Source organism: Ruegeria sp. B1 (assembly GCF_056535885.1).
In genome coordinates this window covers 133,221-150,331 of sequence record NZ_JBQFJA010000001.1, presented here as the reverse complement: position 1 = coordinate 150,331, position 17,111 = coordinate 133,221, and the positions used below count along the sequence as shown (strand labels likewise).

Below are 17,111 nucleotides of genomic sequence, written 5' to 3'. Positions count from 1 at the left end.
TGAGTCACGCTCCGCGTTGAATTTGCTTTTTCTCTTGCGTAGCAATCACATTGATGTAGATCAATAGTGTATCAATTTCTCCTGCGACGGAGTGAAGCACGCCCAGTGTCTCCGAACAGCCGAAACCCGAATGCCTTGCCGATCTATGTGCAGATCGCGGAACTGCTGATCCGCGACATCGCTGCGGGTCGGCTGATAGATGGTGAGAGGCTGCCGCCCGAGCGCGAGATGGCGGCAGGGTTGCAGGTGTCGGTGGGAACCTTGAGAAAATCGCTCGCTGAGCTTGAGAAAAAAGGGATGCTGGAGCGTATCCAGGGATCCGGCAACTACGTGCGGGAGACCGGAACACAGAACAGTGTCTATGCGATGTTCCGGCTTGAACTGCCTCAGGGGGGCGGTTTGCCACGCGCGGATATTCTGTCTGTCGACCATCTGAGTAAGCCTGACGCTCTGCCGGAATTCGGTGCCTCCGATACAGGATCCCGCGTGCGTCGAATGCGATATCTGAATGACACAATTATCGCCGTCGAGGAAATCTGGCTGGACGAATCAGTTGGACTGATCGACCAGACGCTGCTGTCGGACTCGCTCTATCGCTATTACCAGCAACAGTTGGGGTTCTGGATCACGCGGGCCGAAGATCGGGTTTCGGTCGGCTCTCTGCCTGGGTGGACACCCCCAGGTTTCACCAAACCCGCCGGAGAAACGGTTGGATATATCGAGCGGTTTAGCTGGTCCGAACGGGCAGAGCCCGTCGAGTTTTCAAAAACGTGGTTCGATCCGGATCGGACCACCTATGTACAACGTTTGAAGTAAAAGGAAAACGCATGACCCGGACCATCCACTACGGGCTGATCGGATGCGGCATGATGGGGCAGGAGCACCTGCACAATATCGCTTTGCTGGAGGGGACGTGCGTTGCGGCAATCTTTGAACCCGATCCAGGCATGGCCCAAGCGGGGCAAGCCATCGCGCCGGATGCGGTCATAGTGGGGTCCATGCAGGAGTTGCTGGCGGTCAAGGATCTCGATTGCATTGTCATCGCAAGCCCCAACCATTTACATGTGGATCAGATTTGCGAGATCGCAGAGGTGCGCCCTTTGCCATTGCTGGTTGAGAAACCCCTGTTCACCGATCCAGCGGATGCCGCGCGGCTTGAGCAGGTGCAGCGGGACTACCCCCACCCGATCTGGGTGGCGATGGAGTATCGCTATATGCCGCCCATCGCCGCCTTGATTGATCAGGCGGGTGTGACGGGCGGCGTCCAGATGCTGTCGATCCGTGAACATCGTTTTCCGTTTCTGAGCAAGGTTGGTGACTGGAACCGGTTCAACCGTAACACCGGCGGGACCTTTGTTGAGAAATGCTGCCACTTCTTCGACCTGATGCGTTTGATCCTGCATTCCGACCCGGTGCGGATCACCGCCAGTGGCGGGCAGGCAATAAACCATTTGGATGAAAGTTATGATGGCGAGACACCGGATATCCTGGATCACGGTTATGTATTGGTCGATTTCGCCAACGGGGCGCGGGCGATGTTGGAACTTTGCATGTTCGCCGAAGGATCGCGGTATCAGGAAGAGGTCTCCGCCGTCGGCCCTAGGGCCAAGATCGAGGCGTTGGTGCCTGGCCCAGGTCGGTTCTGGCTCGATCATTTGGGCGAGCCGCCGGTGCCACAGCTGATTGTTAGCCCGCGTGATCCCAAAGGACCTGTGTCAAAAGACATCCCGGTTGACCCCAAGTTGCTGGCGGCTGGGGACCACAATGGCTCGACCTTCTATCAGCATCAGGGGTTTCTGGAACTTTTGCGCGGTCAACGTTCTGCCCCGGATGTCTCGCTTCAAGATGGGTTCTGGGCAGTTCGCATGGGGTTGGCGGCGCAACAGGCGTCGACAACCGGCGAAAGCGTACATTTCGACACGTGATGCCGATCGGAAACACGTGTTCCGAATTCAGGCGCGGATTCCTGTCGTTTTCTTCGCCTAAAGCGTCTTTTTCGCTTGTCGTTGGGTTTTGCGCACCATAGCTCTGTCCGTGGGACACCCCTCCCCAACGAGGGGCGTGTATCTGGAAGGGTAATACAGATGAGCACTCAACAACCGGCGACGCGGCCGGCGAATCCGCGTTTTTCCTCGGGCCCTTGCGCCAAACCCCCTACATTTGAGCTGTCCAAACTGGCCGATGCCGCGCTGGGCCGGTCGCACCGTGCGGCTGTTGGCAAGGACAAGCTGAAAGCGGCTATCGAAGGCACGCGTGAGATTCTGGGCATTCCGGCAAACTACAAGATCGGCATCGTTCCCGCCTCAGACACCGGTGCGGTTGAGATGGCGCTTTGGTCGCTGTTGGGTGAGCGCAAGGTTGAGATGCTGGCGTGGGAGAGCTTCGGCGCGGGCTGGGTGACTGACGTGGTCAAGCAGTTGAAGATCGACGCCGAGGTGAAGACCGCAGATTACGGGCAGATCGTTGATCTTGCTTCGGTCGATTTCGCCAACGACGTGGTGTTTACATGGAACGGCACGACCTCGGGCGTTCGGGTACCCGACGGCGACTGGATCGCCGATGACCGTCACGGCTTGACGATCTGCGATGCGACCTCGGCGGCCTTTGCGATGGACTTGCCCTGGGACAAACTGGATGTGACCACTTTCAGCTGGCAGAAGGTGCTGGGCGGTGAAGCGGCTCATGGAATGCTGATCCTGAGCCCCCGCGCGGTAGAACGGCTGGAAAGCTACATCCCCGCTTGGCCGCTGCCCAAGATTTTCCGCCTGACCAAGGGCGGCAAACTGATCGAGGGGATTTTCACCGGCGCGACGATCAACACGCCGTCGATGCTCGCGGTTGAAGATTACTTGTTTGCGCTGGATTGGGCGCGTTCGGTCGGCGGGTTGCAGGGGTTGATCGCCCGTGCCGATGCCAATGCCGGAGCGGTTCACGCCTTCTGCGACCAAAACGATTGGATCGCCAATCTGGCCGAAGATGCGGCGACGCAATCGAACACCTCGGTCTGCCTGAAATTCACAGATGGGCGCATTCAGGACGGTGCAGCATTCGCCAAGGCCGTGGCCAAACGGCTTGAAGCAGAGAATATCGCCTTGGACATCGGTGCCTATCGCGACGCGCCTGCGGGCCTGCGCATCTGGTGCGGTGGCACGGTTGAGACCTCGGATATCGAGGCGATGCTGCCTTGGCTGGCATGGGCCTTCGAGGCCGAAATCGCGGCGCAGTCTGAGGCTGCCTGACTTTTTGCCGGGCCACACAAGGCCCGGACCTTCCATACAATTCAAGGACCAGAGAAAATGGCCCCCAAAGTACTCGTATCTGACAAGCTCAGCGAAACCGCCGTGCAGATTTTCCGGGATCGCGGCATCGACGTGGATTTCATGCCCGATCTGGGTAAGGACAAAGACAAACTGGCCGAGGTGATCGGTCAGTATGACGGCCTTGCTATTCGTTCGGCCACCAAGGTCACGCCGACCATTCTGGAGAAGGCCGACAAACTGAAAGTGATCGGTCGTGCCGGGATCGGGACCGATAATATCGACAAGGATGCGGCCTCGAAAAAGGGTGTGATCGTGATGAACACGCCCTTCGGCAACATGATCACAACCGCTGAGCATGCGATTGCGATGATGTTTGCCGTCGCGCGGCAGATCCCCGAGGCCAGCACCTCGACCCATGCGGGTAAATGGGAAAAGTCCAAATTCATGGGGATCGAGCTGACCAACAAAACGCTGGGCGTGATCGGCGCGGGGAACATCGGCGGGATCGTCTGCGAACGCGCACTCGGGCTGAAGATGAAGGTCATCGCCTATGATCCCTATCTGGGCGAAGAAAAAGCCGCGCAGATGGGTGTTGAAAAGGTGGAACTGGACGAGTTGCTGGCGCGTGCCGACTTCATCACTCTGCATGTTCCGTTGACGGATCAGACCCGTAACGTTCTGAGCCGCGAAAACCTCGCCAAGACCAAACCGGGTGTTCGTATCGTCAACTGCGCACGGGGTGGTCTGGTCGACGAGGAAGCGCTGGCCGAGATGTTGCAGTCCGGCCATATCGCAGGCGCTGCGTTTGACGTGTTCAGCGTGGAACCGGCCAAGGACAATCCCCTGTTCAACCTGCCAAACGTTGTCTGCACACCGCATTTGGGTGCGGCGACTACAGAAGCTCAGGAAAACGTGGCCCTGCAGGTGGCCGAACAGATCTCGAACTATCTGCTGACCGGCGCGGTCGAGAACGCCCTGAATATGCCCAGCGTCACGGCCGAAGAGGCCAAGGTCATGGGTCCGTGGATCAAGCTGGCGGGTCATTTGGGCAGCTTCATCGGCCAGATGACCGATGAGCCGGTTAAGGCGATCAACATCCTCTATGATGGTGTCGCCGCTGAGATGAACCTCGCGGCGCTCAACTGTTCAGTCGTTGCCGGGATCATGAAAAAGTTCAACCCCGAGGTGAACATGGTCTCGGCACCCGTGGTGGCGAAAGAGCGCGGCATCCAGATTTCGACCACCAATCAGGATAAGTCGGGCGCCTTCGAGGGGTATATCAAAGTGACCGTCGTCACCAGCAAGCGCGAACGCTCAATCGGGGGCACGGTATTCAGCGATGGCAAGCCGCGCTTCATCCAGATCAAGGGCATCAATATCGATGCCGAGGTTGGGGCGCATATGCTGTACACCACCAATGAGGATGTACCGGGTATTATCGGAGCGTTGGGCAACACCATGGGCGAAAACGATGTCAACATTGCCAACTTTACACTCGGCCGGTCCGAGGCCGGAGGTGAAGCAATCGCGTTGCTCTACGTCGATGAGCCGGTTCCGGCCGAAGCGCGTGCAAAGCTGGCGGAAACAGGTCTGTTCAAGCAGATCAAACCGCTGGAGTTCGATGTCGCTTAAGGTACTGTGTTGAGATTCTGAAACAGCTTGATGCCCGTACTGGAGACAGAGCGGGCATTGTCTTTTCTCCGCAGCGATTTTGCTTCAAATCAACCGAGAAGGGAATCGAGTGGTCATGACGACACCTGTTTATGCCATCGGGGATATTCACGGGCAACTGGACATGCTCAGAACCGCATTGCATCGGATCGAAGCGGATGGTGGTCCAGACGCGCGGGTGGTTTTCCTGGGCGACTACGTGGACCGGGGCCCGAATTGCAAGGATGTGATCGATCTGTTGGCCAAGGCACAGCAAGCAGGGCGCAACTGGATTTTTCTGCTGGGAAATCACGACCGGATGTTTGCCAGATTCATGCGGGATGGATCTGTGGCAGAGGCCCGGTTGCGGATTGGAGAACACTGGTTGCACGAGCGTCTGGGCGGGGCAGAAACGCTGGCCTCATATGGCGTAGGGTTCGAACCTGACGAACGTGTTTTCCACATCCTGAACCGAGCACGCACAGCGGTGCCTGAATTGCACGTTTCCTTTCTGAACAGGCTTGTTCCATACCACGAGGACGGTGATTTGCTGTTCGTACATGCCGGTATTCGCCCAGGGACACCCTTGTCAGAGCAGATAGAGGAAGATCTTATCTGGATACGCGGCGAATTTCTTGACGACCCGAGCCCGCATCCCTGGCTGGTCGTGCACGGTCATACTCCGGTTTCCCAGGCCAAACATTTTGGCAACCGGGTGAATCTGGATGGCGGTGCCGGGGTTGGGCGTCCGCTGATCCCTGCGGTGTTCGAAGGTCGGTCTTGCTGGCTGCTGGCCAAAAACGGACGTGTCCCATTGGAGGCCTGAGCATTAACTGTCGCTGAAACTGTCTTTGTAGGTGTCGCGCAGCAGGTTCTTTTGCACTTTACCCATGGTGTTGCGCGGCAATTCATCGGCAATAATCAGGCGGCGGGGATGTTTGAACCGTGCAAGCTGACCGTTCACTGCAGCCATGATCGCTTGGACATCGGGATCTTGACCGGACCGAGCCACAAGGATGCCCAAAACGGCCTCTCCAAAATCCGGGTGCGGCACACCAATCACGGCGCTTTCCAAGACACCAGGTTGTTCGTCCAGCAAGAGTTCGATTTCCTTAGGGTAGATGTTGTAGCCCCCGGAGATGATCAGATCCTTGCCCCGACCGACGATGTGGACATATCCATCCTGGTCGATGCGCCCCAGATCGCCGGTGATAAAGAACCCGTCCTCGCGCAACTCTTCGGCGGTTTTTTCGGGCATCTGCCAATAGCCGCTAAAGACGTTCGGGCCGCGCACCTCGATGATGCCGGTCTCACCATCCGGCACGACCTCACCCGTTTCCGGGTCGGTCACTTTCAGTTCTACATCTGGCAGAGGGAACCCTACCGTTCCCGCGCGACGTTCGCCATCATAGGGGTTTGACGTGTTCATGTTGGTCTCGGTCATGCCGTAGCGTTCGAGAATGCGATGACCGGTGCGCCGTTCAAAGCGCTCATGTGTTTCGGCCAGCAGAGGGGCCGAGCCCGAGATGAACAACCGCATGTCCTGCGCCAGATCTCTGGTGAACCGCTCGTCCCCCAGAAGGCGGGTGTAGAACGTCGGAACACCCATCATCGACGTCGCGGCGGGCAGCAGGCGCACCATGTCGTCCAGATCAAACTTTGGCAAAAAAATCATCGACCCGCCCGAGGCCAGAACAACGTTCGTCGCCACGAAAAGACCATGCGTATGAAAGGTCGGCAATGCGTGCAGGAGCACGTCCTTATCCGTGAACCGCCATTCGTGCACCAGCGTCAGCGCGTTTGACAATAGGTTGGCCTGCGTCAGCATCGCCCCTTTGGATCGCCCCGTGGTGCCCGACGTATAAAGGAGGGCCGCCAGATCATCTTCGGACCGGCTGACCGGGGCAAAGGCGGGCAGCATCCCGAGTGCGCGGCGCATCAGGCTGCCGGACCCGTCAGCGTCCAGCGTTTCCAGACGCGCATTCTGCGCCTTGGCAACCAAATTCAGGTCCTCGGCGTCTTTTGAATCGCAGACGACCAATGACGCGCCGCTGTTTTCGATGAAATAGGTCAGCTCATGCGTTGTGTAAGCCGTGTTCAACGGCAGGAAAATCAGCCCTGCCTGTGCGCAGGCCGCATAGAGGGCCAGAGCTTCGGGTGTTTTTTCCACCCGCACAGCCACGCGGTCGCCAGGTTCCAATCCCAATCCCGTCAGGGCATTTGCGAGGCGGGCAGCCTTATCCAGAAATGCTGCGTGACTCAGGGTCTGGCCATCGGGCAAATGTAGAAACGTTGTGGTCTTGCCGGAGTGGATGCCGAACAGGCGGTCATACAGCGGGTTACCCATCCCGTTCCCCTTTTTGTCTTCGAGCGTCATGATTTTCTTGCACAAGCGCAGACCCAAAGACCTGACACCTAAGAAATTCTTACGGGTTGCGCGCGGTCGGGGCAATCCACCTCTGGCGAAAATGCTGCGCCTGCGATATGCGCGGTTAAGCTTGCCGGAGATCGAAGATGTACGTTGCCACCCTGCTGACCAATCCAGCTACGCCGTCGCTGGAGCGTCCTCTGGTCGAGTCTCTGCGAAACGCTTGGGGTGGTGATAAAATCGTTTGGCTCAACCCGGACGAAGCGGCGGAGTTCTTCTTGTCGGACCTTCCGGACAATCGCTGGGAGATCTGGGCGGATTTGCAGAAGATGGGTGTGGACCTGATCGTCCAGCCGGCAGACGGGCGCCGCAAAAAGATGCTCTTGGCAGACATGGACAGCACGATGATCCAGCAGGAGTGTATCGACGAACTGGCGGATGAGGCCGGTGTAGGCGAACGTGTCAAGGATATCACGGCCCGTGCAATGAACGGAGAGCTCGATTTCGAAGGCGCCTTGATCGAACGGGTCGGCCTGCTGAAAGGTCTGGATGAGACCGTGATCGACAAGGTTCTGAACACGCGCATCACCTTGATGCCGGGGGGGCGGGAGCTGGTGGCGACCATGCGTGCAGCCGGTGGCTACGCCGCGTTGGTTTCAGGCGGGTTCACGGCCTTTACCGCGCGGGTGGCCGAGCTTTTGGGCTTTGACGAAAACCGGGCCAATACCCTGCTGGCTGAGGACGGCAAACTGACCGGTGATGTGCAGCGCCCGATCCTGGGACGGCAGGCCAAAGTCGAGTCGTTGGAACGCATAAGTGCGCGGCTGGGTTTGCCCAAGACCGATGTGATAGCTGTTGGCGATGGTGCGAACGATCTGGGCATGCTGGGCCTCGCGGGCACGGGTGTTGCGTTGCATGCCAAACCCTCGGTTGCCGCCCAGTGCGAGGTGCGCGTAAATCATGGCGATCTGACAGCGTTGCTTTACTTGCAGGGCTATTCGCGTCGGGAATTTGTGACCGTCTGATGCGCAAAAGAAGCGGGCTTTCTTTTATTTAACATTTATGTTAATTAGTGGTCATGAATACACTTTTGACCACATTTTCTGCCCTGTCCGATTCCACCCGGTTCGCGATTGTCGAGCAATTGATGGAAAACGGAGAACTGGCCGCCGGAGACCTGATTGACGGAAAGGGCATGTCCGGCGCGGCTGTCTCGCGCCACCTGAAAGTTCTGCGCGAGGCCGGGCTGATTCAGCAGCGCGTGCAAGGTACGCAACGGATGTATTCTATTCAGCCGGACGGTCTGCGTGCGATTGCCGAGTGGACGATCTCAAAACGCCAGTTTTGGGAAAGCAGCCTTGATCGTTTGGGCAACATTCTGGAAGGGGAGAACTCATGGCCGACCTGAGACTGGAGCGGGAGTTTCCCGTCAGCGCCGAGACGCTGTTTGCGTGGATCAGCGATGGTTCAAAGCTGTTGCAATGGTGGGGTCCTGAGGGCGTGCACGTCCCTGAGCACAACCTGGATTTTTCGCGGTTGGGGCCCTGGTACTCGGTCATGATGAACAACGATGGTCAGCGCTTCAAAGTCTCTGGTCACGTTACCCATGTCGACGCACCAAAATCTGTTGGATTTACCTGGGCCTGGCATGACGATCAGGACGAACGCGGCAATGAAAGCCACGTCACCCTGTCTGTCGCGGCCTCGGGCGAGGGTGCGCGTCTGGTCGTGGATCATCGTGAATTGGCGGATGCCGACGCTGCCGCCAACCATGAACAGGGCTGGACCTCGTCGCTGCGCAAACTCGAAGCGTTCTTGAACTAGTTTTTTAACAAGGAGAACTGAAATGCCTCAATATTTGTTTGTCTATCATGGCGGAACAACGCCAAGCGATCCTGCCGAAGTCGAAGCAACCATGGCAGCCTGGGGCGCATGGTTTCAGGGTATGGGGGACGCGCTGGACATCCCCGGTAACCCGGTTGGTCAATCCCATACCGTCAGCCACAGTGGCGTTGCCGACAATGGTGGCGCCAATCCGGCTTCGGGTTTCACCGTCATCAAGGCTGACAGCATGGATGCGGCCACCGAAATGGCAAAAGGCTGTCCCATGGTCGTCAACGGCTCGGGGTCGGTCGAAGTGGCCGAGGTGCACGAAATCGAGATGTAACAGGCTTAACCGGGAAAGCCCGGTGCTGGCCTGATCACGCCGCACTCCAGTCCACGGCGACTGTATTGCGTGGCGTTCATGAATTTGCGGGTGGCCGGGTGGTCGGCCTCCAGCACCCCAAGGCTGACAAGAATGGATGCAATCGCGCATTCGCTGGCACGCGTTGTGCCATCGGTAATCTTCAACGCGACGCCCATACGCTTTTCCGGGATGATGGCGACAAAAACGGCCTCGGCGCCAGTTTTGATCGCGGCGCGCCCTTCCATGGCGCGCATCAATTCGGTACAGGCCCGTGTTTCCCCTGCGACCAGTTCGGGATGTCGGATCATCGCTGCCGTGAGTTGCCGGGCGGCGTCACTCGCCCGGTCGGATCGATCACCTGCTGACGCGAACCACGCCATTGATCGTGCCAAGCCTACCAGTGAAGTGGCGAAGTTCGGGGCCGAGCAACCGTCAATCCCATAGGCCGGGCTGGTCTCTCCAGTTGTCTCCTCGACGGCAGACAGGCAGGCCTGTTGGACCGGATGATCAATTTCAAGGTATTCCGGCCCTGCGCCCATGTGCTGCGCCACCGTCAGAAAGCCGCAATGCTTGCCCGAGCAATTGTTGTGGATCTGGCAGGGCGTGTCATCGGCCAGGATCAGCCCGTCGCGCGCCGCCATATCAGATGGTTCTTGCGGCCCGCACCGCAGATCGCTGTCGGCCAGACCCAGATGGTCCAGCCAGGCCGAAACCCTGTCGGTATGAATATGCGCGCCGTTGTGTGAGGCGCAGGCCAGCGCCAGGTGCTCGCTGTTCAACCCAAACTTTGCCGCAGCGCCCGAAGTGATCAGAGGCAGAGCCTGGATCATCTTGGCAGAAGATCGAGGGTATATCACCTCCTTCGGATTACCCCAGCTTTGGACGATTTGACCCGCATCATCACAGATCACTGCGTGACCAAGATGCAGGCTCTCTAACAAGGGTCCGCGCCAGAGTTCTGTCATTGCTACGGGCTGCGTCATCTGGACCTCCGGTTTTATGCGCAAAATTCTGCCAATCGCCCTTTCGCCTGTGGCGAAACCTGCGTTAGTGTGTGTATGTCGGCAATCATCGGGATGCGCAACGTTACAGACGAACCGGCAGGGTTTGCAGCCATTTCCGATGGATAAGAGGTATGGGTCGAGCTAGGAGGCTGGACAAATGGGATCAAGGCTCGTCCGCGTGATCGCGGGCCTGTGTGTGGCGGGGCTGGCCACAACTGCAATCGCTCAGCAGGCGACAAGCACCAATCGGGTTGCGGCAAAGACCGACTGGAGCGTTTTCGTCGAAGACGATCCCACCGAATGCTGGAGCGTCTCTGCGCCCAAAGAGACCGTGAACACCCGTGGGGGTCGCGTCGTATCTGTGCGGCGCAGTGACATTCTGTTGTTTGTCTTCTATCGGCCCAATTCCGAGGTCAAAGGCCAAGTGACCTTTACCGGCGGCTATCCCTTTGCGTCCGGGTCCACCGTGAATGTCCGCATTGACGACTCCGAGTTCGAGTTCATCACCGAAGGAGAGTGGGCCTGGCCCGCAACGGAAGGTGAGGACCTGAAAGTTGTCACCGCAATGAAGCGTGGAACCGAAGCGGTTCTGACAGCAAGGTCCGAACGCGGAACCCAGACAAAAGACACGTTCTCACTTTTGGGTTTCACCGCCGCAATCGAAGACGCCGAGAAGCGCTGTACAAATTGAGATCGAAGGGCAGAGAATCCGAGCCTCGTCATTTCGACGGGGCTTTTTTCGTACTCAGCACGCAGTTTGCATCCTTACGCTACGTCCGGTGCTCAATTTGATCCGTGTCAAAGTGAAGCATCGTCGCCTCTGAACTAATTGGTGCAAACGAAATGAGGAGTTGTCCGATGTTTAGAAATTCTGTTCTTGTCCTGTTGATGATGGCCGCCGCAGTGTTGAGCGCGTGCGAAAACACAGCAGAGACTTACCCGGTGAGTGGCGAACAGTGCGGGCCGGAAGATCCGGTGCAAACCTTGGATGCCGCCGACTGCAACGTTCCGCCTGCGGGAGTCTGACGGGCACTTCCACCCGAAAACCGGGTAGATGAGTAGATGTAGTGCTGGCCGTTCGGGCATCGCCTGAACGGCCAGACGGCATTTTGGGCTGTCGCTAAAACCGTGCTAGGCTGCCGAAAGTTTTCCCGAGCAATCAGGAGTATCGGATCATGCGTTGGGCTCTTTTCGCCGTGTTTCTTCCGGGGACTGTACTGGCCGACCCTGCATTGGAATGTCCTGATGCAAGTTCGCAGGTCGACGTCGGATCTTGTGTTTCTGAAATGGAAGAACGCGTCAATGCTGCATTAGGGGAAAGCTATGGCTTCGCGATGCAGGCCGCCAGAGAACTGGACGACGTCACCGAACGGACCGAAGCCCAGCCCGCGCTCGAAGCTGCGCAAAACGCTTGGGTTGCGTTTCGGGACACACATTGCGAGGCGGTCGGCACGTCGTTTGGCGGTGGATCCGGCACCGGTATTGCGATTACTTCCTGCAGGATCGACCTGGGCAGAACGCGTGTGGACCAGTTGCTGAGTTTTGCAAACTGAGCGGCACGAATTCTTTTGATCTTTGCGTGCAGTCCTATATAGAGGCGCATCCCAAGCCAGAAGCCTCGAGACCAGACTATGTCAGCCAAAGCGCCGATCACCCAGGACCTTGTGACCATTCCGCGCAAATTGCCGGAAGGGAAGTTGAATCTGGTCGGCCTGACCCGGGACCAGTTACGCGAAGTTCTGATCGAACATGGCACCCCGGAGAAGCAGGCCAAAATGCGGACCGGCCAGATCTGGCAGTGGATCTACCAGTGGGGCGTGCGCGACTTTGCCGAGATGACAAATCTGGCTAAAGCCTATCGCGCCCAGCTGGCTGAGGACTTTGTCATCGAGATCCCCGAGGTTGTAACCCGACAGGTCTCGGAAGATGGTACCCGAAAGTATTTGTGCCGCATTGCGGGCGGGCACGAGGTCGAGGTTGTTTACATCCCCGAAGAGGACCGCGGCACGCTGTGCATCTCGTCTCAGGTTGGGTGCACGCTGACCTGTTCCTTCTGCCACACTGGAACGCAGAAACTGGTGCGCAACCTGACAGCTGCCGAGATTGTCGGTCAGGTGATGATGGCGCGTGATGATCTTGAGGAATGGCCGACCCCCGGAGCCCCCAAGGACGAAACGCGCCTGCTGTCGAACATTGTTCTGATGGGCATGGGCGAGCCACTTTACAATTTTGAGAACGTCCGCGATGCCATGAAGATTGCGATGGACCCCGAGGGCATTTCCCTGTCCCGTCGCCGCATCACGCTGTCGACCTCGGGTGTTGTGCCCGAGATTGCGCGGACGGCCGAGGAAATCGGTTGCCTGCTGGCAATCTCGTTCCACGCCACCACGGATGAGATACGCGACACGCTGGTCCCGATCAACAAGCGCTGGAATATCGAGGAGCTCCTGCACGCGCTGGCCAGTTACCCCAATGCCTCGAATTCCGAGCGGATCACGTTTGAGTATGTGATGCTGGATGGGGTGAACGACAGTGATGAGGACGCGCATCGCCTGATCGACCACATCAAACGCCACAAAATTCCCGCCAAGATCAACCTGATCCCGTTCAACGAATGGCCCGGCGCGCCCTACAAGCGCAGTTCGAACAACCGTATCCGTGCCTTTGCCAATATCATCTATCAGGCGGGATACGCCTCCCCCATTCGAAAAACGCGGGGCGAGGACATCATGGCCGCGTGCGGTCAGTTGAAATCCGCCACCGAGCGGGCCCGAAAGTCGCGAAAGCAGATTGCGGTCGAAGCGGGTTTGGACAGGTAGGTTCCGCTCGTCTGGACTTGCAGCGGCTGCAATCTTAATGTTCCGCCGCTGTTTATTGCCAGAAAAGCTTGGTATCTTTTGAATGTTCTGGCTCCGGGTGGCCTCACCTTTGTGCACAAAGCGGTGAGATGACGGAGCGGGTTCTGGCAGTGCATTCTTAGGCCGCTATCCTATTTCAAACCGGTATGCGGTATCCAGGCGAACTGTTTTACAGGTGGGCCAGTATTATGAATTTGTTTTTTGGATATTTTTTCTCGAAGTTGATCGTAGCGTGTGTCCTTGTGCTTACTGTGGCGACGGAAGCGCTTGCTGATGAGCAAGATGCGCATATCGCAATCGAAAACCCGGCAGAGCTGAACAAGGAAGAGGCGCTGGCGTTCTATCAGTCCCTGACGCGGCGTATGGCGCGCGGCTATGCCGCCGCTCAACTGGATCTGATCCGCAACTACCAAAGCTGGCCGCTTTTTAACGACGCACCTTACATTTCGGCCACCCATGGCCAGCGCTATGTCAACAGCTATGCCAACAGGATGGCGCATAACTATGGGACTTTGCAGGAGGGCGAGACCCTGCCGATGGGGTCAGTGCTGGCAAAAGACAGTATGACCGTGACGGATGAAGGCAACGTACATCCTGGTGCGATGTTCGTGATGGAGAAGCTGTCCGAAGACGCAAGTCCCGCAACCGCCGACTGGCGCTACATCATGGTGTTACCAGACGGGTCGGTTTTTGGGGATACGTCAGGCGACCGGTCCGCTGCCGTGGCCTATTGCCACGAGTGCCATGAACTGGTCGCAGACCGGGACTATACCTTCTATGTCCCGGAAGATTACCGCGTGGGTGACTAACTGCGCATTGGAAGTCAGACCAGCCCAAGCCCGACGTTTGCTCGGCCCGACCGAGTCACATGCGCCGGAAACGCGCTGTGCCGATCACCTCGATCAGTTTCTCGCGCACCGGGTCCGGTTGCGCCTCGACCGCGTTCAGAACGTCGCGCAACTCGGCGCGTAGACCGTGCATCTGATCAATCAGCGAGATCATCATCGACAGGGCGTCTGTCTCCATGTCGTATTGCTCATGCAGTTCACACGCGAGTTCAAGACGGGCGACGTCCAGTCTTTGATATACAAGGCCCTGTTCGGATTGCTGCGGAACGACAATTTCTGCCGCCAAATACTCTGACAAACGATCCGAGGTCAGGCGCGCGATGGCATTGATCAACTGCTCTTCTGTCAAGGTGCGGGTCATGACGGCATTCCTTTCCGCGGATCATAGCGGTTTTTTTCACGCCAGGTTTCCATGAATTGCTTTAACTCATCATCGATCTGATCGGGCAGCGCGACCGTCAACTCGATCAGTTGATCCCCGCGATCTGACGATCCGCGTTTCTTGACTCCCTTGCCGCGCAGCCGCAGCGTCTTGCCGCTGCTGGTGCCCGCAGGCACGCTGACGTTTACGCCGCCATCGATAGTTGGGGCTGCCACTTTGCCGCCCAGGACCGCCTCGTCAATTGTGATTGGCAGCGTGATATGGATATCGTCGCCCTGTCGGTCAAAAATTGGGTGATCCGAGACCGAGACCGTCACCAAGGCGTCCCCTGCCGGCCCCTCGCCGTAGCCCGGCGCCCCTTTGCCACGCAGGCGAATGGTCTGGCCGTTTGTGATTCCTGCTGGGATTTTGACCTCAATGCGGTCTCCATCCGGCAGCGTCAACTTCTGGCTGGCACCGAACACCGCATCCAGAAAACCGATCTGCAGCGAATAGTTGAGATTGTGCCCGGGGGCATGGAACTCTGGTGTACGCTGTTGCCCAAAACCGCCCCTCCCACGCATGAACTCGGCAAAGATGTCGGACATGTCATCCGGATCGCCATAGGCGGCGCCTGATCGGTACGGGTTGCCTGCGGCTTCGGCATAGTCGCGGTAATACTGTTGCTGCGGGCGTTCCTGACCCGATGCGTCGATTTCGCCATTGTCGTAGCGCGCCCGCGTTTCCGGGTCCTTGAGCAGATCGTAGGCGGCGGCGGCGGCCTTGAACTTTGCCTCGGCCTCGGCATCGCCAGGTTTGAGGTCCGGATGGCAGTCCTTGGCGATGCGCCGGTAGGCTTTCTTGATATCGGCGGCGCTGGCGTCCTTGGTAACGCCAAGAACCGAATAGGGATCGTCGCTCATCTCACTCTCGCTGATGTAGGGCGCTGCAGGTCTGACCTGATTAGATGGGTTTTATCATGGGGGTTCAACAGGTCAAAAGGAAGAGGCGGTTGAATTGCTTCGCAAATTCCTGCGGATTTGCTAAACTGGCCCTGTTTGGAAAAGTTGATTGCAGGAGACTGTCCCATGTCTCGCAGAATTATGTCCGTTCTGGCATTGCTGGCCGGAAATGCCATTGGATTGCTGTTGGCGTCACTCGTTTTGGCCGAGTTTGCAATCCGGCCTCTGTCTTTCATAGTGGTAGTGATCGTCTTTACTCTGGTGCAGGTCGTGGCCGAACCACTGATCCTGAAAATCGGTGAAAAGAACGTGCCCGCGCTCAAAGGCGGGATCGCGTTGATTGTAACGTTTGTGGGATTGTTGGTGACCGATTGGATCACTGCCGGGCTGACAATCGGAGGTATTTCGAACCTCTTGGCCGCAACGCTACTGGTCTGGTTGGGTGCCCTGATCGCCAGTGTCGTCCTGCCGATCTACGTCTTCAAGGAGTTGCGTGACCCAAAGGGGTGATCATAGCGCGTTCAGGCTGGCTTCGATCGCTGGCCAAAGCTCATCTAGCGGCTCACAGCCAACCGACAGACGGATAAAAGCGGGGTCGACATCGTCGCCCCAGCGCGCACGCCGTTCTGCCGAACTGTGCACGCCGCCAAAGGATGTGGCAGGTCGCAGCAGCAGGCAGGTGTCGATGAACTGTTCGGCCTTGGCTTCACTTTCCAGCGTCAGAGACATCAGAAAGCCAAAGCGCATGCACTGAACCTTGGCCAAATCATAAGCCGGATCATCCGGTAGGCCGGGATAGCGGATTCCCTTTACCGCATCGTGCGCTGCCAGCCGTTCGGCCAGAACCTGAGCGGAGGCGCACATCCGATCAAACCGAACGTCCAGAGTTTCAAGCCCCGGTGTAACAGCCAGGCCTCATGCGGGCCGGGGATCGCGCCGGAGACCCGCCGCCAGTCTTCGACGCGACCCATGATGTCAGGGTCGTTGCTGGCCACGTGGCCCATCAGCAGATCGGAATGGCCACTCATTGCCTTTGTGTCGGACGAGACAACCACGTCGATCCCGAGGTCCAATGGGCGCTGGCCCAACGGTGTCATGGTGGTGTTGTCGGCGATTGTCATGCCCCCTGCGGCGCGCACGCCCTGCGCCACCGCTGACAGATCGATCATGTCCAGTCCGGGGTTCGAGGGGCTTTCGACAAACACCACATCGAAACCGTCAAAGCCGCCGTCTGCAAAGGTGAGCGTTGGGCGTTCTTCGACGGCAACACCCAAGTTAGACAGGAAACGGTCGGCCAGCAGGCGGGTGACATAATACCCATCCGACGGGATCAGGAGCCGGGAGCCAGATTGGACGGTTGCAAAAAGCGCTGCCGAAATCGCACCCATACCCGACGGAAAGCTCAGACAGGGCGCGCCTTCGAGATGGGAGAGCATATGTTCCAGTTGGACCCATGTCGGGTTATCGACACGCCCGTAAGTGGCATGGTCCCCGGGTGCGCCGGGTAGATGAAACATGCTGCTCTGGGTCAGCGGCAGCGCGACCGGTTCGCCCTTGTTCAATGCGTTGCCGCGCAGGTGGAGCATTTCTCCGGTCTTTGGCGTTTTCATCG

General features: G+C 58.1%; 18 protein-coding genes and 1 pseudogene. 14 read left to right on the top strand and 5 right to left on the bottom strand.

Features of this window, described 5'->3' with window-relative positions; genetic code table 11:
* Positions 1 to 105: 105 nt before the first annotated feature.
* From ACR3ES_RS00790 to ACR3ES_RS00770, 5 genes are all read left to right on the top strand, one after another.
* Positions 106 to 816, top strand: coding sequence for a GntR family transcriptional regulator (locus tag ACR3ES_RS00790; protein WP_170430868.1), 711 nt, complete (start codon positions 106 to 108; stop codon positions 814 to 816).
* A gap of 11 nt (positions 817 to 827) precedes the next feature.
* Positions 828 to 1,925, top strand: coding sequence for a Gfo/Idh/MocA family protein (locus tag ACR3ES_RS00785; RefSeq protein WP_170430870.1), 1,098 nt, complete (start codon positions 828 to 830; stop codon positions 1,923 to 1,925).
* 159 nt (positions 1,926 to 2,084) lie between these two features.
* Positions 2,085 to 3,239 carry a phosphoserine transaminase gene (locus ACR3ES_RS00780; RefSeq protein WP_170430872.1) on the top strand — a complete coding sequence of 385 codons (1,155 nt, stop codon included), beginning with the start codon at positions 2,085 to 2,087 and terminating at the stop codon, positions 3,237 to 3,239.
* A 57-nt stretch (positions 3,240 to 3,296) separates the two neighbouring features.
* Positions 3,297 to 4,892, top strand: a complete 1,596-nt coding sequence (gene serA / locus ACR3ES_RS00775) for a phosphoglycerate dehydrogenase (RefSeq protein WP_170430874.1) — start codon at positions 3,297 to 3,299, stop codon at positions 4,890 to 4,892.
* A 115-nt stretch (positions 4,893 to 5,007) separates the two neighbouring features.
* Positions 5,008 to 5,736 carry a metallophosphoesterase family protein gene (locus ACR3ES_RS00770; RefSeq protein WP_480424621.1) on the top strand — a complete coding sequence of 243 codons (729 nt, stop codon included), beginning with the start codon at positions 5,008 to 5,010 and terminating at the stop codon, positions 5,734 to 5,736.
* Positions 5,737 to 5,739: 3 nt separating this feature from the next.
* On the opposite strand, the gene ACR3ES_RS00765 is transcribed toward ACR3ES_RS00770, so the two are convergent.
* Complete coding sequence (locus ACR3ES_RS00765; protein WP_480425531.1) at positions 5,740 to 7,257, bottom strand: malonate--CoA ligase; 1,518 nt, start codon at positions 7,255 to 7,257, stop codon at positions 5,740 to 5,742.
* A gap of 167 nt (positions 7,258 to 7,424) precedes the next feature.
* Here ACR3ES_RS00765 and serB point away from each other — a divergent pair, with 167 nt between their 5' ends.
* The 4 genes from serB to ACR3ES_RS00745 are packed head-to-tail and all read left to right on the top strand — an operon-like array spanning position 7,425 to position 9,445.
* On the top strand, positions 7,425 to 8,303 hold the full coding sequence (gene serB, locus ACR3ES_RS00760) for a phosphoserine phosphatase SerB (RefSeq protein WP_170430878.1): 879 nt from the start codon (positions 7,425 to 7,427) through the stop codon (positions 8,301 to 8,303).
* 53 nt (positions 8,304 to 8,356) lie between these two features.
* Positions 8,357 to 8,686, top strand: coding sequence for a metalloregulator ArsR/SmtB family transcription factor (locus ACR3ES_RS00755; RefSeq protein WP_170430879.1), 330 nt, complete (start codon positions 8,357 to 8,359; stop codon positions 8,684 to 8,686).
* Positions 8,674 to 9,102 (top strand): SRPBCC family protein, encoded by a 429-nt coding sequence (locus ACR3ES_RS00750; RefSeq protein ID WP_170430882.1) that lies wholly within the window; start codon positions 8,674 to 8,676, stop codon positions 9,100 to 9,102. The genes ACR3ES_RS00755 and ACR3ES_RS00750 overlap by 13 nt, the downstream gene beginning before the upstream one ends.
* A gap of 22 nt (positions 9,103 to 9,124) precedes the next feature.
* Positions 9,125 to 9,445, top strand: a complete 321-nt coding sequence (locus ACR3ES_RS00745; RefSeq protein WP_170430884.1) for a YciI family protein — start codon at positions 9,125 to 9,127, stop codon at positions 9,443 to 9,445.
* Positions 9,446 to 9,450: 5 nt separating this feature from the next.
* Here the strand turns inward: ACR3ES_RS00745 and ACR3ES_RS00740 are convergent, their stop codons facing one another.
* Positions 9,451 to 10,449, bottom strand: coding sequence for an asparaginase (locus ACR3ES_RS00740; RefSeq protein WP_170430885.1), 999 nt, complete (start codon positions 10,447 to 10,449; stop codon positions 9,451 to 9,453).
* A 178-nt stretch (positions 10,450 to 10,627) separates the two neighbouring features.
* Between ACR3ES_RS00740 and ACR3ES_RS00735 the strand changes: the two genes are divergently transcribed.
* The 4 genes from ACR3ES_RS00735 to ACR3ES_RS00720 all read left to right on the top strand — a co-directional run bounded on the left by ACR3ES_RS00735 (position 10,628) and on the right by ACR3ES_RS00720 (position 14,137).
* Positions 10,628 to 11,161, top strand: a complete 534-nt coding sequence (locus ACR3ES_RS00735; RefSeq protein WP_170430888.1) for an invasion associated locus B family protein — start codon at positions 10,628 to 10,630, stop codon at positions 11,159 to 11,161.
* Positions 11,162 to 11,645: 484 nt separating this feature from the next.
* Entirely contained in the window at positions 11,646 to 12,023 is a 378-nt protein-coding gene (locus ACR3ES_RS00730; RefSeq protein ID WP_170430892.1) for a lysozyme inhibitor LprI family protein, read from the top strand.
* Positions 12,024 to 12,101: 78 nt separating this feature from the next.
* Complete coding sequence (gene rlmN, locus ACR3ES_RS00725) at positions 12,102 to 13,289, top strand: dual-specificity RNA methyltransferase RlmN (protein ID WP_170430893.1); 1,188 nt, start codon at positions 12,102 to 12,104, stop codon at positions 13,287 to 13,289.
* A 290-nt stretch (positions 13,290 to 13,579) separates the two neighbouring features.
* The gene (locus tag ACR3ES_RS00720) at positions 13,580 to 14,137 is read left to right on the top strand and encodes a cytochrome P460 family protein (protein WP_480424616.1); all 558 of its coding nucleotides are present in this window, start codon (positions 13,580 to 13,582) and stop codon (positions 14,135 to 14,137) included.
* A gap of 55 nt (positions 14,138 to 14,192) precedes the next feature.
* On the opposite strand, the gene ACR3ES_RS00715 is transcribed toward ACR3ES_RS00720, so the two are convergent.
* Positions 14,193 to 14,537 carry a hypothetical protein gene (locus ACR3ES_RS00715; protein ID WP_170430897.1) on the bottom strand — a complete coding sequence of 115 codons (345 nt, stop codon included), beginning with the start codon at positions 14,535 to 14,537 and terminating at the stop codon, positions 14,193 to 14,195.
* Positions 14,534 to 15,460 carry a J domain-containing protein gene (locus tag ACR3ES_RS00710; RefSeq protein WP_170430899.1) on the bottom strand — a complete coding sequence of 309 codons (927 nt, stop codon included), beginning with the start codon at positions 15,458 to 15,460 and terminating at the stop codon, positions 14,534 to 14,536. Before ACR3ES_RS00710 ends, ACR3ES_RS00715 begins: the two co-directional genes overlap by 4 nt.
* 165 nt (positions 15,461 to 15,625) lie before the next feature.
* On the opposite strand from ACR3ES_RS00710, the gene ACR3ES_RS00705 reads away from it, so the two are divergent.
* Positions 15,626 to 16,009: a hypothetical protein gene (locus ACR3ES_RS00705; RefSeq protein WP_170430901.1), complete on the top strand. Its 384-nt coding sequence runs from the start codon at positions 15,626 to 15,628 to the stop codon at positions 16,007 to 16,009.
* Here ACR3ES_RS00705 and ACR3ES_RS00700 read toward each other — a convergent pair.
* A pseudogene (locus tag ACR3ES_RS00700) lies at positions 16,010 to 17,109 on the bottom strand (cystathionine gamma-lyase). It abuts the gene before it with no gap.
* Positions 17,110 to 17,111 lie beyond the last annotated feature (2 nt).